23 protein-coding genes and 1 tRNA gene are annotated in these 25,148 nt (G+C 64.5%); 20 read left to right on the top strand and 4 right to left on the bottom strand.

The genetic code is table 11. The features are described from left to right. The first annotated feature begins 62 nt into the window (after nucleotides 1–62). The 16 genes from VOM14_RS29910 to VOM14_RS29835 all read left to right on the top strand — a co-directional run bounded on the left by VOM14_RS29910 (nucleotide 63) and on the right by VOM14_RS29835 (nucleotide 17,433). Nucleotides 63–587 carry an A24 family peptidase gene (locus VOM14_RS29910; protein ID WP_327632337.1) on the top strand — a complete coding sequence of 175 codons (525 nt, stop codon included), beginning with the start codon at nucleotides 63–65 and terminating at the stop codon, nucleotides 585–587. A 103-nt stretch (nucleotides 588–690) separates the two neighbouring features. Beyond that, on the top strand, nucleotides 691–2,100 hold the full coding sequence (locus tag VOM14_RS29905; protein ID WP_442955604.1) for an ATP-binding protein: 1,410 nt from the start codon (nucleotides 691–693) through the stop codon (nucleotides 2,098–2,100). A gap of 39 nt (nucleotides 2,101–2,139) precedes the next feature. Further along, a complete protein-coding gene (gene cpaB, locus VOM14_RS29900) occupies nucleotides 2,140–2,970 on the top strand; it encodes a Flp pilus assembly protein CpaB (RefSeq protein WP_327632335.1) in 831 nt (276 codons plus the stop codon). Between the two features lie 78 nt (nucleotides 2,971–3,048). Continuing rightward, complete coding sequence (locus tag VOM14_RS29895) at nucleotides 3,049–4,920, top strand: type II and III secretion system protein family protein (RefSeq protein ID WP_327632334.1); 1,872 nt, start codon at nucleotides 3,049–3,051, stop codon at nucleotides 4,918–4,920. Between the two features lie 22 nt (nucleotides 4,921–4,942). Then, nucleotides 4,943–5,281, top strand: coding sequence for a hypothetical protein (locus VOM14_RS29890; protein WP_327632333.1), 339 nt, complete (start codon nucleotides 4,943–4,945; stop codon nucleotides 5,279–5,281). Nucleotides 5,282–5,351: 70 nt separating this feature from the next. Continuing rightward, nucleotides 5,352–6,563 (top strand): AAA family ATPase, encoded by a 1,212-nt coding sequence (locus VOM14_RS29885; protein WP_327632332.1) that lies wholly within the window; start codon nucleotides 5,352–5,354, stop codon nucleotides 6,561–6,563. Nucleotides 6,564–6,596: 33 nt separating this feature from the next. Beyond that, on the top strand, nucleotides 6,597–7,964 hold the full coding sequence (locus VOM14_RS29880) for a CpaF family protein (RefSeq protein ID WP_327632331.1): 1,368 nt from the start codon (nucleotides 6,597–6,599) through the stop codon (nucleotides 7,962–7,964). A gap of 51 nt (nucleotides 7,965–8,015) precedes the next feature. After that, nucleotides 8,016–8,999, top strand: a complete 984-nt coding sequence (locus tag VOM14_RS29875) for a type II secretion system F family protein (RefSeq protein ID WP_327632330.1) — start codon at nucleotides 8,016–8,018, stop codon at nucleotides 8,997–8,999. Nucleotides 9,000–9,040: 41 nt separating this feature from the next. Further along, entirely contained in the window at nucleotides 9,041–9,997 is a 957-nt protein-coding gene (locus VOM14_RS29870; protein ID WP_327632369.1) for a type II secretion system F family protein, read from the top strand. Nucleotides 9,998–10,092: 95 nt separating this feature from the next. Beyond that, nucleotides 10,093–10,644 (top strand): TadE family protein, encoded by a 552-nt coding sequence (locus tag VOM14_RS29865; RefSeq protein WP_327632329.1) that lies wholly within the window; start codon nucleotides 10,093–10,095, stop codon nucleotides 10,642–10,644. A gap of 51 nt (nucleotides 10,645–10,695) precedes the next feature. Further along, nucleotides 10,696–11,760: a TadG family pilus assembly protein gene (locus VOM14_RS29860; RefSeq protein ID WP_327632328.1), complete on the top strand. Its 1,065-nt coding sequence runs from the start codon at nucleotides 10,696–10,698 to the stop codon at nucleotides 11,758–11,760. A gap of 252 nt (nucleotides 11,761–12,012) precedes the next feature. Further along, nucleotides 12,013–13,842 (top strand): ABC transporter ATP-binding protein, encoded by a 1,830-nt coding sequence (locus VOM14_RS29855; protein WP_327632327.1) that lies wholly within the window; start codon nucleotides 12,013–12,015, stop codon nucleotides 13,840–13,842. A 111-nt stretch (nucleotides 13,843–13,953) separates the two neighbouring features. Further along, the gene (gene selD, locus VOM14_RS29850) at nucleotides 13,954–15,030 is read left to right on the top strand and encodes a selenide, water dikinase SelD (protein ID WP_327632326.1); all 1,077 of its coding nucleotides are present in this window, start codon (nucleotides 13,954–13,956) and stop codon (nucleotides 15,028–15,030) included. 122 nt (nucleotides 15,031–15,152) lie between these two features. Beyond that, a complete protein-coding gene (gene mnmH, locus VOM14_RS29845; protein ID WP_327632325.1) occupies nucleotides 15,153–16,220 on the top strand; it encodes a tRNA 2-selenouridine(34) synthase MnmH in 1,068 nt (355 codons plus the stop codon). A 23-nt stretch (nucleotides 16,221–16,243) separates the two neighbouring features. After that, on the top strand, nucleotides 16,244–17,302 hold the full coding sequence (locus VOM14_RS29840) for a permease (protein ID WP_327632324.1): 1,059 nt from the start codon (nucleotides 16,244–16,246) through the stop codon (nucleotides 17,300–17,302). Next, nucleotides 17,299–17,433 (top strand): hypothetical protein, encoded by a 135-nt coding sequence (locus tag VOM14_RS29835; RefSeq protein WP_327632323.1) that lies wholly within the window; start codon nucleotides 17,299–17,301, stop codon nucleotides 17,431–17,433. The genes VOM14_RS29840 and VOM14_RS29835 overlap by 4 nt, the downstream gene beginning before the upstream one ends. A 43-nt stretch (nucleotides 17,434–17,476) precedes the next feature. Here the strand turns inward: VOM14_RS29835 and VOM14_RS29830 are convergent, their stop codons facing one another. Together VOM14_RS29830 and VOM14_RS29825 are read right to left on the bottom strand one after the other, a co-directional pair. Next, complete coding sequence (locus VOM14_RS29830) at nucleotides 17,477–18,787, bottom strand: MFS transporter (RefSeq protein WP_327632322.1); 1,311 nt, start codon at nucleotides 18,785–18,787, stop codon at nucleotides 17,477–17,479. Nucleotides 18,788–18,917: 130 nt separating this feature from the next. Further along, a complete protein-coding gene (locus tag VOM14_RS29825; RefSeq protein ID WP_327632321.1) occupies nucleotides 18,918–19,661 on the bottom strand; it encodes a GntR family transcriptional regulator in 744 nt (247 codons plus the stop codon). A gap of 165 nt (nucleotides 19,662–19,826) precedes the next feature. Here VOM14_RS29825 and VOM14_RS29820 point away from each other — a divergent pair, with 165 nt between their 5' ends. Together VOM14_RS29820 and VOM14_RS29815 are read left to right on the top strand one after the other, a co-directional pair. Further along, nucleotides 19,827–21,131, top strand: a complete 1,305-nt coding sequence (locus tag VOM14_RS29820; protein WP_327632320.1) for an MFS transporter — start codon at nucleotides 19,827–19,829, stop codon at nucleotides 21,129–21,131. 2 nt (nucleotides 21,132–21,133) lie between these two features. After that, nucleotides 21,134–22,024 carry an amidohydrolase family protein gene (locus tag VOM14_RS29815; protein ID WP_327632319.1) on the top strand — a complete coding sequence of 297 codons (891 nt, stop codon included), beginning with the start codon at nucleotides 21,134–21,136 and terminating at the stop codon, nucleotides 22,022–22,024. A 93-nt stretch (nucleotides 22,025–22,117) separates the two neighbouring features. Here the strand turns inward: VOM14_RS29815 and VOM14_RS29810 are convergent. Both VOM14_RS29810 and VOM14_RS29805 read right to left on the bottom strand, forming a co-directional pair. Next, nucleotides 22,118–22,194 (bottom strand) — tRNA-Val (locus VOM14_RS29810). Nucleotides 22,195–22,272: 78 nt separating this feature from the next. Then, nucleotides 22,273–23,775: a M81 family metallopeptidase gene (locus tag VOM14_RS29805; protein ID WP_327632318.1), complete on the bottom strand. Its 1,503-nt coding sequence runs from the start codon at nucleotides 23,773–23,775 to the stop codon at nucleotides 22,273–22,275. On the opposite strand from VOM14_RS29805, the gene VOM14_RS29800 reads away from it, so the two are divergent. Next, on the top strand, nucleotides 23,746–24,213 hold the full coding sequence (locus VOM14_RS29800) for a hypothetical protein (protein WP_327632317.1): 468 nt from the start codon (nucleotides 23,746–23,748) through the stop codon (nucleotides 24,211–24,213). The two genes, VOM14_RS29805 and VOM14_RS29800, sit on opposite strands and share 30 nt — an antisense overlap. 226 nt (nucleotides 24,214–24,439) lie before the next feature. Further along, nucleotides 24,440–24,904 (top strand): hypothetical protein, encoded by a 465-nt coding sequence (locus tag VOM14_RS29795; protein WP_327632316.1) that lies wholly within the window; start codon nucleotides 24,440–24,442, stop codon nucleotides 24,902–24,904. The last annotated feature ends 244 nt before the right edge of the window (nucleotides 24,905–25,148 follow it).

Raw genomic sequence — 25,148 nt, 5'->3', positions numbered from 1 at the left:
TGGCGTGACCGTCCATCGCATCGCCCTCTTTCGATGTCCGATTTCACCGACGAGAGCCCGACATGTTGATCACCGCCAACGTCCCGCCACCGATCGCACCCTGCGTCATCGCGTTCGTGATTGCCGCCGCCAGCACGGACATCCAGTGCCGGCGCATTCCCAACGTGCTGGTCGGCGCAGGTCTGCTCGGTGCGCTTTTCGTGCAGTGCTGGCTGAAGGGAATGGAAGCCGGCGCCATCGCATGGATGACGGGCGCCGTTGCGGGGCTCGCACTCTTCCTGCCGTTCTATCTCGTGCGGGGCATGGCCGCGGGCGACGTGAAGCTGCTCGCGATGGTGGGCGCATGGATCGGCACATCGCTCGTGTTCTATGCCGCGCTCGCAACGTGCGTGATCGGCGGCATATGGATGCTCGCGCGGACCGCGCGGCGTCACCAGTTGCGCAGGGTCTGGGCGAACCTTCGAATCATCGCTCATCCCGCTTTACGCGGCGCAGGCGCGGCTTCCATCGAATCGGTGGGCTCGGTGCCGTACGGCGTGGCGATCGCGGCGGGCACCATCGGCGTGCTGCTGACGGCGACGGTTTAACCGAAGCGCACACGAAAGCCGGACCACGATCCGGCCAAAAAGACAGACAACACGAAGATCACCGCCACGCGCCACAGCGGCGCGCGGCATCGGGGAGTACGACATGAACGAGCACAGCACGGCAACCGATCACGCAACGAGCGCGAAACACGCGGACTCGATGCCGGCAAAAGACGCTGTCCAGGCACGCACGAACACCGCCGCATTGCGCGCGCCGCGCAACATCGCGGACACGGGATTGCCGGCGCTTTTCATCGCGCACCTGATCCTGAAGTCGATCTTGCAGAACGGCAAGTCGTCGCTCGGCGATCTGATCGTGCGGCACTGCCTGACGGCCGCCGTGCTCGAAGAAACGATCGGCTTTCTGGTGCGCGAGCATCTCGTCGAGATCGCGCATCGCGGCGCGGCCGATATCGATGTTCATCTGCGACTCACCGATGCCGGGCGCGAACTCGCCGCTCACGAAGCGAGCCGCTCCACGTATTGCGGCCCCGCGCCGGTCTCGCTCGAAGCCTATGTGAGCGTGGTGAACGAGTATTCGGTGAAGCACGTTCACATTGCGCAGCCGGAAGTGCGCGCGGCATTTGCGAGCTTCGTCGCCGATATGTCGTTGCTCGATTCCGCCGTGGCCGCGTTGAATGCGGGCCGCCCCGTCATGTTCTACGGCCCGGCCGGCAGCGGCAAGACTTATCTCGCCGAACAGCTCGGCACGCTGCTGCAAGGCGCGGTACCCATTCCCTATGCCATTTACGTCGCCGGCGACGTGATCCAGTTGCACGACCCGCTGATTCATCGCGACGCCGGCGCCGGCCATGCGCAGGATCTGCCGGACATCACCGACCGCCGCTGGCGCGTATGCGAGCGGCCCATGGTGATGTCGGGCGGCGAGCTGACCTTGTCGATGCTCGATCTCCAGTTCAACGCCAACAGCGGCTTCTATCAGGCGCCGCCGCATATGAAGGCGAACATGGGCATGTATGTCGTCGACGACCTCGGCCGTCAACGCGTCGAGCCCGCCGAGCTGCTCAATCGCTGGATCACGCCGCTCGATCGCGGCGTCGATCAGTTCGCGCTGCAATCGGGCGCGCGTTTCGTGAGCCCTTTCGATGTGTGGGCCGTGTTCTCGACCAACCTCACGCCCGTCGAACTGAACGACAACGCGTTCCTGCGCCGGCTCGGCTCGAAGCTGCATGTCGGCGCGCTGTCCGTCGAAGACTATCGGCGCCTGTTCGACGCTCGATGCGCGGCGCTGAACCTCGAAGTCGAACCCGGCGCCTTCGAGTATCTGCTGCATCAATTGCATCTGCGCAGCCGCACTCCGTTTCTCGCGTGCTATCCCGCCGATCTGCTCGCTGTCCTGCATTCGTTCGCGCTTTATCACGGCGAGGTGCCGGTCGTCAGCGAATACCGCCTGACTCATGCATGGCACAGCTACTTCGGCAGCGCGCCGGGGCATGACGAGGCGCCTCCCTCCACCACCGCCTTATCCGGCAGACGGTACGCCGGCACTTGATCGGCACGTGCCTTAGCAACTCATGAAAGGAGTATCACCATGAAAACCAGTCGCGCAATCGTGATGTTAGGAATGGCTCTGCTTGCAGGTCTCGCCGCCGTCGGCTTCGCGTCGCGATGGCTGTTGCAGACGTCGTCGTCGGCAGTGACGCCGGTTGCGGTCGCCACCGCCGAAGTGAGTCTCGGCCAGCCGCTCAATCCCAGCATGATCCGCACGGTGAACTGGCCCACGGCAAGCGTGCCGCCCGGCGCGTTCAAGGACCCGAAGGCGCTCGACGGCCGCGTGGTGCGCACGAGCCTCGAACCGGGCGAGCCGGTCATCGAGTCCAAGCTCGCGCCGCAAGGGACGAAGGGCGGACTGTCGGCGGTGATCGGCGAAGGCAAGCGAGCCATCACGGTGCGCGTGAACGATGTGGTCGGCGTCGCGGGCTTCGCGCTGCCGGGCAATTACGTCGACGTGATCGTCAATACTCAGGAGCCCGATGCAAAGAACGACCCGCAGCAGAGCATTTCGAAGATCGTCCTCGAAAAGATTCTGGTGCTCGCCGTCGCCCAGCAAGTAAGCCGCGACGACACGCAGCCGAAGGTCGTCAACGCGGTCACGCTCGAAGTCACGCCCGACCAGGCCGAGAAGCTCGACCTCGCGCGCAGCGTCGGCAGCCTGTCACTCGTGTTGCGCAATCAGATCGACGACCGAGCGTTGCCGACCGGCGGCGCAACCAAGATCACGCTGCTCGGCAAGCCGGTGGTCGCCTCCGCGCCTGTCGTCGCGGCCGCGCCGGCGCGCGTCAAATACGTGGCCCGTCCCGCGCCGAAACGCGACTGCGTCGGCGTGCTATCGGGCGTGCAAGGTAGCCAGGAGTGCTTTTAATCACACACGCGATCGTGCGATGCCACGGCATCTCACACACGACAGTTCGCTCGCAGCGGGCTACGGGGAGATAACGAAATGAAATCGAGTCAACGGAAGCTCACGAACGGCAACGCGATGCGCGCTGCGTTGCTGACCACAACGGTATGCGCTTCGCTGATCGCCGCACATGGCGTGCAGGCCCAGGAGGCCGTGGAGAACAGCATGGCCGGCAAGGCGATGCCCATGTCGCATGGGCCGGTGCAGATGACCATCAGCATGAATCCCGCACCGGCTCAGCCGCCGAGCCCGATGCAAAGCGCCCCCGTTCGCGGCCCGGCCTGCACGCGCACGCCGAGCGAACAGAGCACCCTCGTCGTGCCGGTCGGCAAATCCACGTTGATGCAAACCGCCGAACCGGTGCGCAACCGCACGCTCGGCAATCCGCTCGTCGCGCAGGCCACCATGGTGTCGCCGCAAACGCTCTACGTGGTCGGCATGGCCGTGGGCACCACGAACATGATCGTGCAGGGCAAGAGCGGCGCATGCGAAGTGATCAACGTCGTGGTCAATGCAGACTCCGGCGGCCTGCAAGCTTCGCTGTCCCAACTAATGCCCGATGAACCGAACATTCGCGTCTCCACGGTCGCGGGGGACCTGGTGCTCGCCGGCCGCGTGTCCAGCGCCCAGGCCGCGAGTCAGGCGCAGGAAATCGCCAAGGCCTATGCGCGCAGCACGCTGCCGGGCGCGAACGGCGGGATGACCGGCAACGCCGGCGGCAAAACGGCCACCGTCCTGAACATGATGACCGTCGATTCGCCGCAACAGGTGATGCTCGAAGTCAAGGTTGCCGAAGTGTCGAAGACGGTGCTCAACCAGCTAGGCGCGGCCATGAACATCCAGGGCGGCTTCGGCTCGTGGACCGGCGCACTGGTGAGCAGCCTGCTCGCGGGCGTGTCGAGCATCATCGACGTGAACAAGGCGAACAACAAGCCGTTCAACGTCGCGCTCGACGGCCAGCACGGCGACAACCTCGTGAAGATTCTGGCCGAACCGAATCTCGTCACGTTGAGCGGCCAGGAAGCGACGTTCCTCGCGGGCGGCAAGGTCTTCATTCCGATTCCGCAGAGCAGCCTCAACGGCGTCTCGACCATCATTCTTCAGGAAGAGGAATTCGGCGTCGGCCTGAAGTTCACGCCGACCGTGCTCGCGGGCGGCCGCATCAACCTGAAGGTCGCGCCCGAGGTCTCGGAACTGTCGTCCACCGGCGTCACGGTCGGCGCGACGAACACGAACAACCTCACGGTTCTGCCGCTGATCACCACCCGCCGCGCGTCCACCACCGTGCAGATGAACGACGGCGAGACCTTCGCGATCGGCGGGCTGATCAAGAACAACGCGACGGGCACGCTCAAGGCGATTCCTGGCGTCGGCGAAGTGCCGGTGCTCGGCGCGCTCTTCAGAAGCACGTCGTATCAGCAGGACCGGACCGAACTCGTGTTCATCATCACGCCGCACCTCGTGAAGCCGCTGCAAACGGCGGCGAATCTGCCGCTGCCCACGGACCGCCTGAAGACGCCGAACGAAGCCGACGTCTATCTGATGGGCAACATGGAAGGCCGCGATTCCGCCGGTAAAGGCAAGCCCGTTCCGCCCGTGCCGGCCCCGGCGCCGTCGCCCGCTTTGGCTCCCGCGCCGTCGCAGCCGCAGGCGCCGGCTGCGCCGAACGCAGCGGAGCCGCCTGTGTCCGCGATGGTGCCGACGCCCGCCGCACTCGCCACGCCGCTGCCCGAACCGCACGCCGCCGCGCCCGCTCAAGGCACGCCCACTCAACGCACGCCCGCGCTCACTTCCGCCGACGACTCCGCCGCGCGCGCCGCAAGGGTCGAGGCGAAAGCAGCACTGATCGCCGCCCGCGAAGCGCCGTCGAACGACAAGCCGCGCGCGTCGTCCGCGCAAGCTCACAACTAATGCCAAGCCTCGGAGAAACATCATGACCAATCGCACTCTTTCCTTCTCGCGCTGGGCTGCGTTACTCGTGCCGGCGTGCATCGCGCTCAGCGCCTGCATGTCGACCACGCCCGACCTCGACCGGCACTTCGGCGAATCGGTGAAGAGCTTCACGCAAGCGCAGATCATCGATCCGGACGCCGCGTCGAAGCATCCGTCCACGCCGGGCATCGACGGCAAGGCCGCCGTCGGCGCGATCTCGAACTACACCGCGTCGTTCAGGGCGCCGCCGACGAGCGGCAACGCGTTCGTGATCGGCGTGGGCGGCAGCGGCGCCGCTGGTTCGGGAGCGGCCACGCCGCCGCCCGCAAACGGCGACTAGGCAACGTGACAGGGACCGCGGCGCGCGGCGCCGCAATCCATCAGTCAACGATTCCGCGGATGACACCATCATGATCAATATCCTCATCAACTCCGAGCACACCGGCCGCATGTCGGAACTCGTTCGCCTCGCCGCGAACTGCGGCAATTGCACGACGACTCGCATGCATGGCGCGCCGTCCACGTTGCAGGAGCGCGGCGACAGTCTCGATGCGTTCGACGTGCTGATCATCGACGCGGCGTCGCCCGAGCGCGCCGAACTCGAGTCGGTCAACGTGCTGATGCACCGCTATCCGCGCCTCACGTGCCTTCTGCTTTTGCCGCAGACATCGCCCGACACGCTGATCGCCGCGATGCGCGCCGGCATCCGCGACGTGCTGAACTGGCCGCTCGACGCGCGCACGCTCGACGACGCCGTGCAACGCGCCATCGCCCCGCATGCAGCGGACGCTCGCCACGACACGCACATGGTGTCGTTCATTTCGTGCAAAGGCGGCGCGGGCACGAGCCTGATCGCGGCGAACGTCGGTCACGCGATCGCCACGTTGCACAGCAAGCGCGTGCTGCTCGTCGATCTGAATCCGATGTTCGCCGACGCCGCGTTTCTCGTGAGCGATCAGGAACCGCCGTCGACGTTGCCGCAAGTGTGCGCGCAGATCGACCGCATGGACGCCGCGTTTCTCGACGCGTCGCTCGCGCACGTGACACCCGGCTTTCACGTGCTGGCGGGCGCGGGCGATCCGCTGAAGGCGCTCGAACTCCGCGAAGAGCAGATCGAATGGATTCTGGGCGTGGCGGCGCCGCGTTACGACGTCGTGCTGTTCGACCTCGGCCAGAGCATCAATGCGCTTTCCATCGTCGCGCTGGATCGCAGCGCCGAAATTCATATGGTGCTTCAGGCCAGCATGCCGTATGTGCGGGCGGCTCGCCGTCTACAGGACATTCTCGTGTCGCTCGCGTATTCGCCGGAGCGGCTGCGTCTGCTCGTGAACCGGCATCGCCGCCACGACGAACGCGCCGCGCGCGCGCTCGAACAGGTGCTCGGCAAGCGCCCTTCGCATCTGATCGCCGACGACCCGCAAGCGGCCAGCGACGCCGTCAATCTCGGCGAGCCCGTCTTGAAGACCGCGCGCAACAGCGCGCTGTCGCGCGGCGTGCAGGCGCTGGCGCAAAGCATCGTCAACCAGTCGGCGGGCACCGTCCCGCAGAAGAAACGCGATGAACCGCTGCTCGGCCGGCTGTTTGGCCGCACCGCCACGCAGCGGCAATCGACGGCGTCATAACAACGGCGTCACAACATCAGCGAGGAGAATCTCATGTCACTACGCGAACAGATGTCGTCACAGATGGTCCATGCGCTGCCCGAGCGCCAGGCCGCCACGCGCGCGCCGCTCGGTCTGGCGCGCGCCGCCTATCAGGCGCTCAAGCGGAAAGTTCACGAAAGCGTGCTCGATCGCGTCGAACTCGAACGTCTCGCGCGGCTACCGCCCGAACAGGTTCGTCACGAAATCGGCGGACTGATCGCGCGCATCCTCGAAGAAGACAAAGCGCCCGTCAACGATCTCGAACGCAAGCAGCTGATGATCGACATTCACGACGAAATGTTCGGCTTCGGTCCGCTCGAAGCGCTGCTGCGCGACCCGACCGTGTCGGACATTCTCGTCAACACGCATCGCACGACTTACGTCGAGCGCCGCGGCCGCCTCGAACTGACCGACGTCACGTTCTATGACGACGCGCATCTGATGAAAGTGATCGAGAAAATCGTGTCGCGCGTCGGGCGGCGCATCGACGAATCGAGCCCGATGGTCGACGCGCGCCTGCCGGACGGCTCGCGCGTGAACGCCATCATTCCGCCTTCCGCCGTGGATGGACCGCTCATGTCGATCCGGCGTTTCGCGGTGAATCCGCTGCAAATGGCGGACCTCATCGCGTCGCACAGCCTCACGGCGCCGATGGCCGAGCTGCTCGACGCGCTCACGCGCGCGAAGGTCAACGTGCTGGTGTCGGGCGGCACGGGCAGCGGCAAGACCACGCTGCTCAACATTCTCTCGGGCTTCATTCCCGATGGCGAGCGCGTGGTGACCATCGAGGACGCGGCCGAATTGCAACTGCGTCAGCATCACGTGCTGCGCCTCGAAACGCGGCCGCCGAATGTCGAAGGACGGGGTGAGGTCACGCAACGCACGCTCGTGCGCAACGCGCTGCGGATGCGGCCCGATCGCATCATCCTCGGTGAAGTGCGCGGCGCGGAAGCGCTCGACATGCTCAACGCGATGAACACCGGCCACGAAGGATCGCTCGCGACGATTCACGCGAACACGCCGCGCGATGCGCTGACGCGCCTCGAAAACATGATCAGTCTCGCCGGTCTCGCGTTGCCGCCGAAGAATTTGCGCCAGCAGATTTCGTCGGCGATTTCGGTGGTGGTGCAGGTCGCGCGTTTGACCGACGGCCGGCGCAAGGTCGTCAGCATTCAGGAATTGACGGGCATGGAAGGCGAGATCGTCAACATGCAGGAGATCTTCACGTTCAGACGAACGGGCGTCGATCAGAACGGCGCCGTGCGCGGCCACTACTGCGCGACCGGCGTGAGACCGAAGTTCGCCGAGCGGCTGCAGGCGTTCGGCATTGCGCTGTCCGATCAGATCTACGATCCGAGCCGGCGCTTCGAGACCGCATGACGTTCGCGCCGGCGGCACGCGGCGCACACGGCTCATCTTTGTGAGGCTTCCATGAATCCGATCTTCTACGCCTTCGCTGTCCTGCTGTTCATCGCCGTGGTCCTCGGCGTCGAGGGGCTGTATCAGTGGTGGAACAATCATCACGGTCCCGCCGCGCGCCGTCTCGATCAACGTATCCGCGCGCTGTCGGCAGGCGCGAATGTGCAGGCCGAGCGCCTGACCATTCTGAAGGAGCGCATGCTGAGCGGCTCCGCGCCGGTCCATGCGCTGATGATGCGCGTGCCGCGCATCCAGGCGATCGACCGGATCATTCTTCAATCCGGCTTGAGCCTCACCGTGGGACGGCTCGTCACGCACAGCGTGGTGGCGCTCGCGCTCGTGCTGCTCGCGGCGAGCCTGGCGCCGATCCATGTGCTGCCGGTCGTGACGCCGCTGGCCTGCATCGCGGCCTTCGCGTTTCCGACACTGCGCGTGTTGCGCGCTCGCAAAAAGCGTCTGAGCCTTCTCGAGCGGCAGTTGCCCGAAGCCGCCGACATGATCAGCCGCGCGCTGCGAGCGGGCCATTCGTTTTCGAGCGCGATCGGCATGCTTGGCAACGAGTTCGCGGAGCCGACGGGCGGCGAATTCCGCATCGTCTTCGATGAAATCAATTACGGCGTCACGCTGAACGAAGCGCTGTTGAATCTCGCGACGCGCGTGCCGGTTCGCGATCTGCGCTACTTCGTGATCGCCGTGCTGATCCAGCGCGAAACCGGCGGCAATCTCGCAGAGATTCTCGACAGCATCGCATCACTGGTTCGCGAACGGCTGCGGCTGTTCGACAAGGTGCGCGTGTTGTCCGCCGAAGGACGCCTGTCCGCATGGATTATCGGCGTGTTGCCGTTCGCCGCGGCAGCCGGAATGTATGTGCTGAATCCGGGGTTTCTCAAAGTGCTGTGGGAAGACTCCGCCGGGCTCAAGGTCATCGAATCGGTGCTGGTTTCGATGGTGTTCGGCGTGCTGTGGATGCGGCGGATCGTGCGGATTCGCGTGTAACGCCACGCGCGCATCGACAGAATCCAAACGGGAGAACCATGATGGAAGCACTCGATTCTAGAAACATGCTGCTGCTCGCCGGCGTGTTCATGGCCGCATTCGGCGCGGTGGTCGCGCTCATGTGGTGGATGGCGCCGAAAGACATGCAGCGCCGCATTCAACAGGCAGGCGGCGTGTCGCTGTCGGCCGATGCACTGTCCGCTCAAGGCTCGGGATGGGCCGAGAAAATCGCGGACATCTCGCGTCCCATCTCGCAGCTTTCCATTCCGAAGGAAGGCTGGGAAGACTCGCCGCTGCGCTTGCGCCTGATGAACGCGGGCTGGCGTTCATCGACGGCGGCCGCGCTTTACTTCGCCGCCAAAACCGCGCTCGCGTTGTTGCTGCCCTTGCTCGGTCTCGTCGCATTGATGCGCACGCCGCTCTTTAACGGGCAGTTCGCCGTGAGCGCGACGATTCTCGCGATGCTCGCCGCAATCGGCTACTACACGCCGAACGTGGTGTTGACGCGTTGTCGCGCACAGCGTCAGCGCGCGATTGTCGAAGGCTTTCCGGACGCGCTCGACCTGCTGACGGTGTGCGTCGAAGCGGGCCTCGGCATGGACGCCGCGCTGATGCGCGTGGCCGACGAAATGGCGCTGGCGAGCCCGGAGGTCGCGAACGAATTGCAGCTGATGCTGCTGGAATTGCGCTCGGGCTTCACGAAGGAAAAGGCGCTGCGCAACTTCGCGTTGCGCACGGGTGTCGAGGACATCGACACGTTTGCGTCGATGCTGGTGCAGGCGGAACGCTTCGGCACGAGCATCGGCGCTTCACTGCGCGTCATGTCGGACACGCTGCGCACGCGCCGCAGAATGCGCGCCGAGGAACGCGCCGCGAAGATCGCGCTGAAGCTGCTGTTTCCGCTCATCTTCTGCATTTTCCCGGCGCTGATGACGGTGCTGATGGGACCGGCGTTCATCCATATCTATCGCACGCTGTTGCCGACGCTGGGCACGTGAGCGCGGCGATCGGACAAAACCGCGGGAAGAACCGGCAGAACGAAGAGCATTAAGCGATGCGATGAAAAACGGCAGCGCGCACAGGGGGATGAAAAATGAACCATAGAACAAGGCATTGGGTGGCATTCGCGGGCGCGCACTCGATTGCGCCGCACGAAGCGCCGCGTCGTGAACCGGCCCGCGCGGCGCACCACGAAGGCCGCAGGCTACAGCGTCTGGCCGCGTCGCGCCGGCGTCGGCCGCGTCGGGAAGCGGGCGTGGCGGTGGTCGAGTTCGGACTCATTTTGCCGCTTCTGCTGCTGCTCGTATTCGGCATGGTCGAGTTCAGCATCGCGCTCTACGACAAGGCGGTCATCACCAATGCGAGCCGCGAAGCCGCGCGCGCGGGCGTGATGTACAAGGTGCCGCCACTCACGCCCGCGCAGATCACCACCGTCGCGCAGAACTATGCATCGACGTATCTGATCACGTTCGGCACGGCGGCGCCCGTGAGCGTCGCCGTCGATCAGTCGTCGGGCACGACGACCGGACAGCCGCTCAAGGTCACGCTCACTTACACGTATAGCGGCGTGGGACTCGGCACGATCGTCACGCAACTGGTGGGCGCGATACCCATTTCCGCCGTGACGACCATGAACTACGAATAGGCGATCGGGCAATCCCTGCCTTGCGCAATCCACACGCGATGGAGGTCCACCATGAAATCCCGAACCAACCATAGGCCGTCGCTCGCGCGGCAACGCGGCGCGGTCGCCGTGATGACCGCGCTCTGCATGACGGTGCTGATCGGCACCACGGCACTCGCCGTCGATCTGGGCCGCGCGTGGGTCGTGCGCAACGAACTGCAGAACGCAGCCGATGCCGCGGCGCTCGCGGGCGCGGGCTCGCTCGGGCCGAACTATGCGAGCCCGAACTGGACGCAGGCCGAAGCGAAAGCGCAGTCCGCGATTACGTTGAACAAAACCGAAGGCACCGCGCTCTTGACCGCGCAGGTTCAAAGCGGCTACTGGAACGTGACCGGCACGCCCGCCGGCATGCAGGCGCTGCCGGTCCCTTCGCCCGGCACCTACGACAAACCCGCCGTGAAGGTCACCGTGAGCCGCGCGGCCGGCCAGAATGGCGGCCCGCTCTCGCTCGTGCTGGCGCCGATCATCGGCGTCAGCACGATGCCGATCAGCGCGACGGCCGTGGCGGTGATTTCGGCGCCGGGTTACTCCGCGCAAGGGACACTGTTTCCGACGGTTATTTCCCAGTGTCTGTACTCGGCGTACTGGAACGCGACGACGGGACAGCCGGTCAACGATCCCGCCACCGGCAAGCCGCAGGAGTTCAAGATCGGCTCGACGTATCAGTACACGGGTTGCGCTGCAGGCATGGGATCGGGACAGTGGACGTCGTTTCAGCTCAACACGCAAGACGTCCCCTCGATCCGCAATCTGATTGCCAACGGCAACCCGACGCCCCTCGGAATCGGCGATTCGACGTGGATTCAATCCGGCGAGAAGAATACGCTGTACAACTCCGTGCCGGCTCCCGCCGATGTGCTGCTGCCTGTCGTCGCCACTTTAGGTTCGGGCAGCAAGACGGGCAGCGCGGGGCCGATCGTCGCGTTCGCGCCGTTTCACATCGAAGGCGCATCCAACGGCTCCAATCCGTATATTTACGGGCACTTCATCGCCGGCTATAAAGCGCCGGGCGCAACCGGCGGCTCCGGCGCCGCGACCTATTACGGCGCCGTCACCGCGCCGAGCCTCGCCAACTGAAACGCGGCGCCAATGCTCGCGACGGCGCAACCATTAGCAACCGTTCGCAAGCCCTCGCAAGCCCCTGGCAAGCATTGGCGCCCTCCATTTTTTCAATGCGTTCACGTAACGCTTTCATCAAAACCCTTCTATAACACCACCATGCGGCGCACGGCATGTGACTTGCGTCGTCTTTCGCCGGAGACCCGAAGCGCTTTTCTTCTCCGAAAGCGAACCTGTCGCGCGCCGGCGCGCTAGTTTGGGAAGGGCATCATGGAACGCGTCGAGCGAAGCGAAGGGAGCCGCGCGAGCCGCGTCCGCGGGCGGCGGCGCTCGCGCGTTCTATCGCGCTATGCGGGCCGGCCCATCCGACTCATCTGGCGATACGTCGAGCGCCGCAAAACGGCTCACGCGATGGTGCTGGCCAGCGTGACCGGCGCGGTCGGCTTCGCGCTCGCGTCGCAATACGGCATTCGCAATCTGATCGACGCGCTGCCTCACGGACGCGCGCATCCCGAGACGGTCGTCGCCGCGTTTGCCATGCTCGTCGGCCTGATTTTCGCTGACAACCTGTTGTGGCGCGTCGCCGGCTGGATCTCGGCGCGCGCGTTCGTGCGCGTGACGGGCGACATCCGCCAGGACATGTTCGACTATCTGATGGGACACGCGCCGTCATTCTTTGCCGACAAACAGCCGGGCGTGTTGTCGAGCCGCGTGTCGGCGACCGCGAACGCGGTGTATGTGATCGAGAACACGCTGGCATGGACCGCGTTGCCGCCGACGCTGACCGTGATCGGCGCGATCGTCATGGTCGCCACCGTCAGTCTTCAGATGAGTGTCGCGCTCGTCGCCGTTTCCGCGCTGCTCACCGCGTGTCTGTTCTGGCTCGCGCGCAAAGGCACGGCGCGGCACGAGGCGTTCGCGAGCCAGGCGGCTTCGGTGGACGGCGAACTCGTCGACGTGATCGGCAATATGAACCTCGTGCGCGCGTTCAGTGCCGTAAGCGCGGAGGTGCTGCGCTTCGACGGCCATCTCGACACGGAAGCCGAGGCGCGCAGACACAGCCTGCTCTACCTGGAAAGGCTGCGCCTGCTGCACGCGTTCGTGACGACGCTGCTGTCGGCGGGCGTGCTCGGCTGGACAGTCTGGTTGTGGACACAAGGCAGAGCGACGACAGGCGACGTGGTTCTGGTCGGCTCATTGGGCTTTGCGATTCTGCATGGTTCGCGCGACGTCGCCGTGGCGTTCGTCGATCTCACGCAGCACGTGGCGCGTCTCGCAGAGGCGTCGCAAACCTTGCTGACGCCTTATTCGATGCCGGAAGCACCAAAGGCCGCGCCGCTCACGGTGCACCGGGCGACCGTCGATTTCGACAAGGTTTCGTTCGCGTATCCAGAACGCCGAGCCGTATTGCACGACCTGACGCTGCACATCGCAGCGGGCGAACGCGTCGGCCTGGTCGGGCCGTCAGGCGCGGGCAAATCGACCGTGCTCGCGCTGCTTCAGCACTTCTATGAACCGCGCGCGGGACGCGTGCTCGTGTCCGGTCAGGAGATTTCGCACGTGACGCTGGAGAGCCTGCAAGCGGCGATCTCGGTGGTGCCGCAAGACGTGGCGCTGTTTCATCGCTCGCTGCTCGACAACATTCGCTACGGCTGTCCCGATGCCAGCGAAGCCGACGTGCGGCGCGCATGCGAAGACGCGAGTTGCATGGACTTCATTGCCGCCCTGCCGGAAGGCTTGAATGCGATTGCAGGCGACCGCGGCACGAAGTTGTCGGGCGGCCAGCGTCAGCGCATCGCGATTGCTCGCGCGATTCTGAAAGACTCGCCGATCCTGCTGCTCGACGAGGCGACTTCCGCGCTCGACACCGCGTCCGAAATCGCCATTCAGGCCGCGCTCGAACGTCTCATGAAAAATCGCACGGTGATTGCGATTGCGCATCGGCTGTCGACGTTGCAATCGTTCGATCGCATCGTCGTCATGCATCGCGGGCGGGTGGTTCAGGAAGGCACGCCCGTGCAACTGGCTCGCGTGCCCGGCATTTATCGCGACACGCTGGCGCGGCACGGAAGGCCCGCAACCGCGCCCACGCTCAATTGACACGGTTGACACTGCCATGCGCGAGCCGGGCACGGCAGCCGTTGCGTTTCCTGCGCGCCACACCGACAACCCTCATAATGCGATCATTCAAAGCCAGACATTCGCGCCACCATGATCGATTCTCCCGCAAACGCCAATGCCGACGCCAACTCGTCGCCCCGTCTGACCAGTCTGTCGCATGGCGGCGGCTGCGGCTGCAAGATCGCGCCCGGCCTGCTCGCCGATCTGCTCAAGCGCAGCGCGCCGCTGCCGTTCTTCCCCGACCTGCTGGTCGGCAACGATACCGCCGACGACGCCGCCGTCTACAAGCTCAACGACGAGCAAGCCATTGTCGCGACCACGGACTTCTTCATGCCGATCGTCGACGACCCGTTCGACTTCGGCCGGATCGCCGCCACCAACGCGCTTTCCGACGTCTACGCCATGGGCGGCAAACCGCTGATGGCGCTCGCCATCGTCGGCATGCCGATCAACGTGTTGCCGCACGACGTGATCGCGGCGGTGCTCAAAGGCGGCGAATCGGTTTGCGCCGACGCCGGCATTCCGCTCGCGGGCGGCCATTCGATCGACTCGGTCGAACCCATTTACGGTCTGGTCGCGATCGGCGTGGTCGATCCGCGGCGCGTCAAACGCAATGCGGGCGCGCAGGCCGGCGACGTGCTGATTCTCGGCAAGCCGCTCGGCGTCGGCGTGCTCTCGGCGGCGCTCAAGAAAGACCGGCTCGACGCGAACGGCTATGCCGCGATGATCGGCGCAACGACCCAACTCAACCGGCCGGGCGCCGGACTGGCCGCGCTCGACGGCGTGCATGCGCTCACCGACATCACCGGCTTCGGGCTGCTCGGCCACACGCTCGAACTGGCGCGCGGCTCGAAGCTGACCGCGCGCGTGCGCTACGCCGACCTGCCGTGGCTGCCGGGCGTCGTCGAATTCGCCGAAGCCGGCATTTTCACGGGCGCATCCGGGCGCAACTGGGCGGCGTATGGCCAGGACGTCGCGTTGCCGGCCTCGCTTGCCGCGACCGCGCGCACCTTGCTCACGGACCCGCAAACCTCGGGCGGACTGCTGGTGTCGTGTGCGCCCGACGCCGTGAATGACGTGCTCGCCCTCTTTCACGCCGACGGTTTTGCCGACGCTCGCGTGATCGGCGAAATGGTCGCGGGCGCTGCGCGCGTCGAAGTGATCTGAAGGAAGCAGCGGACCGCCGGAAGAACGGCGTGAAAGCAGCCTGAAAGCAGTCCGCTGTCGGGAAGCGCGCCCCATGCGATAATTTCGCTCTTTCCGGCGCGCTTTTTTGTCTGCATACCCCCTTGAAGAACCTACTCGCCAGCCTCGATCAAGCAGGTGATTTCGATGAAATCATCGACGTCCGCACGCCTCTTGAATTCGCCGAAGACCACATTCCAGGCGCGATGAACGCGCCGGTGCTGAGCAACGAGGAGCGTGTGCTGGTCGGCACCATGTACAAGCAGGTGTCGCCCTTCGAGGCCACCAAGGTGGGCGCGGCGCTGGTGGCGCGCAATATCGCGCGGCATCTGGAAACCACCTTCGCGGACCGGCCGCGCAACTGGCGGCCGCTGGTCTATTGCTGGCGCGGCGGCAAACGCTCGGGTTCCGTCACGTCGCTCTTCAACATGATCGGCTGGCCCGCGCGTCAGCTCGACGGCGGCTATAAGACTTATCGGCGCGCAACGGTCGAAGCGCTCGCCACCTTGCCGACGCAGTTCCACTACGTCGCGCTCGTCGGCCCGACCGGCAGCGGCAAGACGCGCCTGCTCGCCGCGCTCGACGAAGCCGGCGCGCAGACGCTCGATCTCGAAGCGCTCGCCGCGCATCGCGGCTCGCTGCTCGGTGCGTGGGCCGGCGTCGCGCAGCCGTCGCAAAAGGGCTTCGACACGTCGCTCGTCAGCGCGCTGCGCGGCTTCGATCCCGCGCGGCCGGTGTTCGTCGAAGCGGAAAGCCGCCGCATCGGCGCCATCACGCTGCCGCTCGCGCTGCTCGAAACGTTTCATCGCGGCGCGTGCATCGAAGTGTCCACCACGCGCGAAGACCGCTCGGCGTTTCTGCTGCACGACTACGCGCATCTGTTCGACGAGCCCGAGTCGCTGAAGGCGCAGCTACAACGTCTGATCGGCTTGCATAGTCGCGAGCGCGTCGCCGGCTGGCAACAACTCGTCGACGAAAACCGGCGCGCCGAACTCGCGGACGCGCTGATCGAGTTGCACTACGACCCCGCGTACGCACGCAGCAGCCATCAGCATTTCGTGCAACTGCAAGAGGCGCTGAAAATCCAGTTCCGGCCGAACGACGCCGATGTCGTCGATCAGGCCAAAGCACTGCTCGCCCAACTCGACGCGTGCTCAGTCGCTCCCGTTTGACCCCACATGATGTGAAGACCAACATGCAATCAACCCTTCGGCAGCCCCGCGTCGCACTTGGCTGGATCGTGTTCCTCGCGATCGCCGTCGTCGGACTCTTCTATGTAAAGTGGTTTCCGTACTACCACCGCGCGTTCGTGGCCGCGAGCCAGCACTCGATCGGCAAGTCGATTCTGATGGGCACTTCGGCGAGCGCGCCGGCGGCGTCGTGGCAGTCGGCAATCGACTACGCGCTCGCGTACGGCAAGGCGATCTGGCAGGCCATGGTGCTCGGTCTTCTGCTCGGCTCCGCGGTGCAGGCGCTGATTCCGCCGCAATGGATCGCGCGCGCGCTCGGCCGCAGCGACTTCAGCAGCGTCGTGAAAGGTGGCCTCATGTCGCTGCCCGGCATGATGTGCACCTGCTGCGCGGCGCCGGTCGTCGCGGGACTGCGCGCGCGTCAGGCGGCTTCGGGCGCGGCCATCGCGTTCTGGCTCGGCAATACGGCGCTGAATCCGGCCACGCTGATTTTCATGGGCTTCGTGCTCGGCTGGCAGTGGATGGGCCTGCGCCTTGCGCTCGGCCTCGTGATGGTGTTCGGCCTCGGCTATCTGGTGAACCGCATGGTCACGCCGAAGGAAGCGGAGGCGTCGCGCGAAGCCATCGCCACACTCGTCACCGAAGACGAGGCGAACAACGCGTTCACGCGCTGGGTCAAAATTCTCGGCACGATGACACTGCGCCTCGTGCCCGAATACATCGGGCTCGTGCTGATTCTCGGGGCGGCGCGCGCGTGGCTCTTTCCCCACATCGGGCCGGATATCGACAACAGCGTGCTGTGGATCATCGCGCTGTCGATTGCGGGCACGCTGTTCGTGATTCCGACGGCAGGCGAAGTGCCGATCATTCAGGCCATGCTCTCTTTCGGCATGGCCGCCGGGCCGGCCGGCGCGCTGCTCATGACATTGCCGCTGATCAGCGTGCCGTCGATGGCGATGCTCGGGCGCTCCTTTCCGAAGCGTGTTCTGGCACTGGTGGCATTGGCCGTGGTGATCTGCGGTGTGGCGAGCGGCCTGCTCGCCGTGGGCTTGGGGTTCCGATGAGAAGAGTTGCCGTATTTACGCTCGCGTCGTGGTCGGCTGCGGCGTTGCTCTATTTTGGCCAGCATTCGGTCGCGCTGATCGCCGTGACCGGTGTGATCGTGCTCGCGAGTTTCGATCTGCTGCGTCCATAAGTTTGATTCAAGCGGCCGCGCGGCCGCTTCCTCAGAGCACTGTTCAGCTCGAACGCACGGTTGCCGCGTCGAGCATCATGCGACGGCGCGCTCCGATCAACGCGGCGATGCCCGTGCCGATCGCCAATGTCAGCAGGCACGCGGTGGGCACCATCATCGGCGCGATCTTGCTGTGTGCCACCTTGCCGACGTAAGGCATCAGATTCTGTCCGGCAAAGCCGCCGAGATTGCCGATCGCATTGATCGCGGCGACGCTCGCCGCGGCGCGCGCGCCCGAGAAAAAGCGCGGCGGCAGCGACCAGAAGCATGGATACAGCAACGGAATGCACGCTCCGCCGAAGCACAATGCCGCAAAGCGCAGCGACGCGGTGGGCAGCACGAGACTCGACGCGAAGCACAGCACGCCGAGGCCGGCCACCACGCTCATCGCCTTCAACACCACGCGCTCGCGCTTGAGCTTGCCGGGAAGCCACAACAGAAGCAGCGTCGCGAGTCCCCACGGAATCATGTTGAGCACGCCGTTGAGCGAGGACGACACACCATCGCCTTTCAGGAGCGTCGGCATCCAGTACGTCACGCCATACAACGAGGTCGACATCAGCATGTAGGTCAGCGCGAACATCAACACCCTGGGATCGAGCAGCGCGGCCCACGGATGCGTCGCCTTCGCGTCTTCCGATGCCTCGCGCTTGAGCGCGGCGACCACCACATCCTTCTCCTGTTGCGAGAGGAAGCGCGCGTCGCTGACGGAATTCGGCAGATATTTGAGCGCGACGAAGGCCACCACGATGGCCGGCAAACCCGTCGCCATGAAAACCCACTGCCAGCCGGCAAATCCCCACGTGCCGCCAAGCGTGAGCAGCAAGCCGCCGACGAGCGAGCCGAGCATGTTCGCGAGGGAGCTGCCGAGCGTGAAGAAGCCGAGCACCTTCGTGCGATAGCTTTGCGGAAACCACTGCGTGAGGTAATAGATCACGCCCGGATAGAAACCGGCTTCCGCGACGCCCAACGCGAAACGGAACGAATAGAACACCGGCAGCGTGCGGGCAAACGCCATCAGCACCGTCACGACGCCCCACGTCATCATGATGCGCGCAAGCCACGCGCGCGCGCCGAAGCGATGCAGCGCGAGCGTGCTCGGCACCTCGAACAGCAGATAGCCGATGAAAAACAGCGACGCGCCCAATCCATACGACGCCTCGGTCATGCCGAGGTCGTGCACCATCTCCAGCTTGGCGAAGCCGACGTTTTGCCGGTCAATGAATGAAATCAGGAACATGACGATGAGGAGTGGCATTAACCGCCACGCCATCTTTTTCATGACCTGCTGCTCGAATTCCAGGTTTGTGGGCATGATTTCTCCGCTGTTGCTTCCGCTGCCTGCCACGGCGAACCGGTAAGCAAATTGATACATTCATATATATGTTTGTATGAATTTCACGCGGACGCCATGAGGTGATACCCGCATAGCGCGGGCCGTGTAGCTAGCGGATATCGACCTGATACTGGAACGTATCGGCCGCGCCGCGCGTGCTGCGCCATTCGAACGGCGTGCCCGCGAAGTCGGATGCGACGCGGTGCACCAGAATCACCGGGCTGCCGCTTTTGATGCCCAGCAGCGAAGCCGTTTCGGCGGTAGCCTGTTCGACACGGAGCATTTCCGTCGCCGACGCCACCATCTGCTTGCACAGCCTTTCGTAGAGCGGATACAGCAGGTCTTCGAATTGATCGAGCGGCAGCGTGGCGAGCGCTTCGAAGCGCGAGCGCGGCAGCCAGATTTCCTCTGTCAAAACGGTGCGCCCTTCGATCAGCCGCACGCGCGACAGATGAATCGCCTTCTCCGAGGCCTTCATCTGCAGCGCGTTGCGGATCTCTTCATTCGGCTTGAGCACCTGGCGCTTGAGCACGCGTGCGGTGGGGAGCACGGGCTGGCCGTCGCGCGACACGAAGCGAAAAAAGCGGAACAGCGACGAATCGAAACGCGGCCGCCGCACGAACGTTCCCTTGCCTTGCGTGCGCGTGAGCACGCCGTCGCTCACCAGCAGATCGATCGCCTTGCGCACGGTGCCGGTGGAGACGTTGTAGAACTGGCCCAGTTCGGCCTCGGTGGCGATGGCTTTTTCGGGCGCCCATTCGCCGGCGGCAATGCGGCTGACGAGATCGTCGCGCAATTGCTGGTAACGGGGCAACCGGTCGTCGGGCCTGGACGCGAAAGACGCCGTATTCATGGATTCATGCAGTTATACAGAGGAGTAACTACTGTACCGCATCCGGTCCATCGCGAGCGAGCGAGGGTTATTACGCAAAGACCGGAAAGCGGATCGGGTGCAAAATTCATGCAGTCATATATATGAATACATGAATCACGAGCAGTAAGAACGACGGAGATGGCAATGTTCAAGTGGTACAAGGACAGCACGGCGGTCGAGCGCAATACTTTCTGGGGATGTTTCGCCGGATGGGGACTCGACGCGCTCGACGTGCAGATGTTCACGCTCGCGATTCCCGCGATCATCGCGGCGTACGGCATCGACCACACGCAGGCGGGCGCGATCAGCAGCGTCACGCTGATCTCGTCGGCGCTCGGCGGCTGGATTGCCGGCGCGCTGTCGGACCGCTTCGGCCGCGTGCGCACCCTTCAGATGACGATTCTCTGGTTCGCGGGTTTCACGTTCCTGTGCGCGTTCGCGCAGACGTTCCCGCAACTGTTGCTGCTCAAGGCGCTACAGGGCTTCGGGTTCGGCGGCGAATGGGCCGCGGGCGCCGTGCTGATGGCGGAGACGATCCGCAGCGAACATCGCGGCAAGGCGATGGGCGCGGTGCAAAGCGCGTGGGCTGTCGGCTGGGGCGCCTCGGTGCTGGTCTACGCCGCCGTGTTTTCGTGGCTGCCCGCCGACACCGCCTGGCGCACGATGTTCGCGGTCGGACTGCTGCCCGCCGGACTCGTGCTGTTCGTGCGGCGCAATCTGCAGGAACCCGGGCGCGTCGCGCCGGTCGACGCCGGCGCCAAGGTGTCCGCGCTCGGCCAGATCGTGCAGGTGTTTCAGCCGCGCGTGCTCAGAACCACGATCATCGGCGCGGTGCTCGGCACCGGCGCTCACGGCGGCTACTACGCCATCATGACGTGGCTGCCCACCTTCCTTGCGAAGGAGCGGCACCTGTCGGTGCTGCATACGGGCGGCTATCTCGCGGTCGTGATCGTGGCGTTCTGGTGCGGCTGCATGCTGAGCGCGTATCTGCTCGATCGGATCGGCCGGCGCCGCAACATCGCGCTGTTCGCATTCTGTTGCATCGTCACGGTGCTCGCGTACGTGATGCTGCCTTTGACGAACACTCAGATGCTCGTGCTCGGCTTCCCGCTCGGCCTGTTCGCCGCGGGCATTCCGGCGAGCCTCGGCCCGCTTTTCAACGAACTATATCCCGCCGACATGCGCGGCACCGGCGTCGGCTTTTGCTACAACTTCGGGCGCATTGCATCGGCGGGTTTTCCGGTGCTGGTCGGCTACATGAGCCATTCGATGTCGCTCGGCGCGGCGATCGGCATCGACGCCGCCATTGCCTACGGACTCGCCATGATCGCCGTGCTGGCGCTTCCTGAAACTCGCGGCAGGCGTCTGCGTGGCGCGGCGCCGGAGCAATCCGCCGATGCCAACGCGGGCGCCGACGCCCGCCTCACCTTGAATCATCCGCGCAGCTGAATATGAACGCATCCGCATCTTCTCTTCCGTTTGCACGACACGGCGTGGACACGCACGCGCACATTTTCGAGCGAGGCTTGCCCTTGAGCGGCGCGCGCCGCTATGCGCCCAACTACGATGCAACGCTCGACCACTATCTGCCGCTGCTGGACGCGCATGGAATGAAGCACGCAGTGCTCGTGCAGCCGAGCTTCCTCGGCACGGACAACCACTATCTGTTGCAGGCGGTGTCCGCGAACCGCGCGCGCTTGCGCGGCGTCGCCGTGGTGGCATCGGATATTGCCGAAGATGAACTCGCGGACATGAATCGCCGCGGCGTGACGGGCATTCGCTTGAACCTGATGGAACAGGCGTTGCCGGATCTCGGCGCGAAGCCGTGGAGCCCGCTACTCGACAAAGTTTCGCGGCTCGGCTGGCATGTCGAGTTGCACAGAAACGCAGCCGATCTCGCGTCGCTGATCGACCCGCTTCTGGACAGCGGCGCGCGGATTGTCGTCGATCATTTCGGCCGGCCCGATCCGGCTCCCGGCACGCTGGACCCTGGTTTCAAAGCGCTGCTCGCTTATGGCAAAACGGGACGCGTGTGGGTGAAGGTGTCGGGCGCGTATCGCTGCGCGGCGCCGGGCGCGACATTCGTTCGCGATGCAACGGCGCAATTGATCGAGCACTTCGGCGCGCAACGTCTGATGTGGGGCAGCGACTGGCCGCATACGCAATACGAAGCGGTAACGCGCTATGGCGAGTCTCTCGCGACGCTACTCGACGCCGGCCTCGACGCCGCTGCGCTCGACGCGATTGTGCGCACCACGGCGCTGTCGTTCTATGGATTCGATGTGAAATCTGCCGCGCAGGCTACGCCGGCAACGACGGCTGCATTGCAACGCGCGATGTGAGCTGAATGTGAACCGAATGGGGAACTGAAGCGACTTGCTTGGGCAGGACAGTAGACGAAAGCGAAGCCGCTTTCGTCTACGTCACAGATGCGTTGGTAGGCTCGATTGGATTCGAACCAACGACCCCCACCATGTCAAGGTGGTGCTCTAACCAACTGAGCTACGAGCCTGTAGAGGCGCGAATTATAGAGAGTCTGTGCGAACTGCACAAGTGCAAAACGGCCTGCATCTCATCACGTTCGCTTCGTTCAACGCGTCGCGCTCCAGTCGGCGTGTGCATCGAGTGGAAAGACCGGACGCCTCACGTTCCGGAAAGCGAATAAGCCGTAGTCCGAACTCGTCACGCCGCGGCTGTCGCACTCCACGAGCGCGGCGGAAATCGGCACGAAAACCGGGCGGCAATACATGCGCGATTTGAGCAGCAGAAAGCGCGCGCGACGCGGGTCGATACCGACGCTTTCGAATACGCCCAAATCCCAAGGTTCATGCGTGTGCTCGGTCACGACGAGCTTGACCGTGCCTGCGTCGAGCACCGCCGCTCGTCCCATGTAAGCGCGCTGTCCGGTGTATGTCGGGCCGCTGATCACATACTCGCCGTCGGTCAAGGCGCGCACGACACCGGTCATTGCAACCGGCCGACGCGGCGTGAGCCCAGCGCTGGCCAGCTTGTTGCCAATCGTGACGGTCACCGGACTGCCCACGCCCGCGACCATCAGCGCGGCCACCGCCTGGGGATCGCACAACGGCCCGGCGACGATGCCTTCGAGATTCTGCCGGAGCGCCTCTTCGAGCAGATCCATTGTGTCGCACGTGCCGCCCGACATGCAGTTGTCGCCGTGATCGAGCAACAATACCGGCTTGTCGACGTCTTTCGCGAGCGCCGCGGCTTGCGCAACCGAATCCGCCAGCGGCGCGCCGCGAAAAACGAAGTCCTCGCGCTCACTCCAGATTTGCCGCGCGATGCGTTCGGCCACCGCGTCCGCTTGCAGACGGTTGCCATTGCCGATAACCACGACGCTGATGCACGGCGCCTCGATATCGGCGAGCGAAAAGCCGGCCAGCACAGAAACCGCGAGCATGCCGTCGGCCTCGGCGGCGCGCGCGGCATCGACGGCACGCTTCATGGCGCCCTCGGCGGTCGCACTGCGCAGCGTGTGCGTGAGAAGCGGCGGCTGGCGCCAGGCGATCACCGGCCTTGCTTCGCCATGCATAAGCGCGAACAGCAGTCGCGCGGCGTGCGCGCCAGTTTCATACATATCGACGTGCGGATAAGTCTTGAAGCTGACGATCACATCCGCGTTGTCGATCATTTTCTGCGTGACGTTGCCGTGCAAATCCAGCGCGACGGCAATCGGCGCGTCGGGCAACGCCGCGCGCACGCGTTCGAGCAGATCGCCTTCGCCGTCGTCCGAATTTTCTGCGACCATCGCGCCGTGCAAATCGAGCATCACGGCATCGCAGCCGGGCGCAGCCGCGAGAATCGCGTCGCAGATGGCGTCGTACGCCGCGGCTTCGACAGGTCCGCTCGGATTCGCCGCCGCCGAGACAGGCGTCACGATCTGCGCGCCCTCGCGCTCGGCTGCGTCGATAAACGCGGCCATCGCCGTTTGCATGCCTTTGTTGTCGTTGTACGCGTCCTTGTCGAAACTCGGACCCTGACTCGTGCTGTTCTGGCCGAATGCCGACAACGGCGTAGCCACTGGGGAAAACGTGTTCGTCTCGTGATTCATCCGCGCGATGAGGATTTTCATTCGGTCGAGCCCTCCGGTGCTTGTATTGTCCGCACAGTTTGCGCCAGTTTCGATATGGCGTGCGGCGGGCGTGCGGCGGCGTGTTGCGGCGTGTTGCGGCTCGCCTTGAGGTGGTTCGGGCGTGAACTCGCGGCAGCGCTTCGTCATGGCGAAGTGGCCGCGGGCTCAGACGACGTTGAAGCATGGATAGCGGCTTTTGATCGAGCGCATGTGGATGCGTTGCAGGCGGAGCTTGAGCGGTTTGATCTGGCTAACGTCAAGAGTCATGCGGCAAGCGAGAAAGCGGCGCGCGAGCCTGGCGTCGAAAGCGTATGCCAATTAATGACGATCCACATGACGGACGCCGCCGCTAAGGGAAGCGGATTAAAGACACGTTGCTGGAGGTCGACTCTTGATTTGAAGATCTGCCGCAGGGCTCGGACGCAGTGTCGCGCCTGAAGAAGTGGCGCGCAATGGAGTGGGGACAATCTCAGCCGCGAAACGATGCTGTTTGCAGGGAGTGGCGGGCGGCCGCCGTCGGAGCATAGCCGCTTCAGACTGCAGCGGAATGTCGGCTCGCGCCCGATCTACCGAGACGGATATGCTGCCGGGCTTCGACAGGAGGGGCTCAACCTTTTACCGCGCGCGCCGTTATTGCATTTGCACAGCAGATCATTGGACCTTCATGGCACAACCTATTCCCTTTTCCCGTAATACTGGCGCGACGCGTGCACGGTATAGCAAGGCGATGCTGCTGCCTATCGCCCGTCAGATCGCCGACGACCTCGCGCTTCGCGTTCATCTGGCGCTCGACGCATTGCGTCGTGGCGATGGTGGAATGGGCGATGCCCAAACGCTTACGCAAGTCATGCTGTTGACCGGGTTTCTGGCCGAAGCGGGCTTCGGCGCCGCAAGCGGCGAGCAACTGGGTGCAGCGGAACGTGAAATAGCCAAGGTGTTCGATACCGGAAGAAATACCGGACGATGGGCACTGGATGACGTTGGTTTCGCGCTATTCGCCCAAATCTCGACCAATTACGATCAGCAATTGCACCGCGCGCCGCTGTGGGCGGTGACAGAGGCCAGCAAGCGACTGGACCGTTTTACGACTGGATTGCCACATCAATTGCCAGCTCGGAAGAGAGCTTAAGCGGTACTTTGATTGCTTCTCGGTGAAGCGACTGCGGTTGGGCTAGGCCGTTTAACCGCCGGAGAACGGAGAAGGATTAGAAGGCCGCAGCGAATGCTGTGCCGGAATATAGGAATATAGGGTAAGGGTCCGGTGAAGTCACGTTGAAGCTGTGGTCTGCGCATAGGAGCATCGTGTCCATCAAAAACGTGATGGAGACGTGTACACGATGGCGGACAACGATCGGGTTGATGATGAAGTGGTG

Origin of the sequence: Paraburkholderia sp. MPAMCS5, assembly GCF_036016995.1 — a bacterium.
In the GTDB taxonomy this organism is placed as follows: Bacteria; Pseudomonadota; Gammaproteobacteria; order Burkholderiales; family Burkholderiaceae; genus Paraburkholderia.
This window is presented reverse-complemented; position numbering and strand designations above follow the sequence as displayed.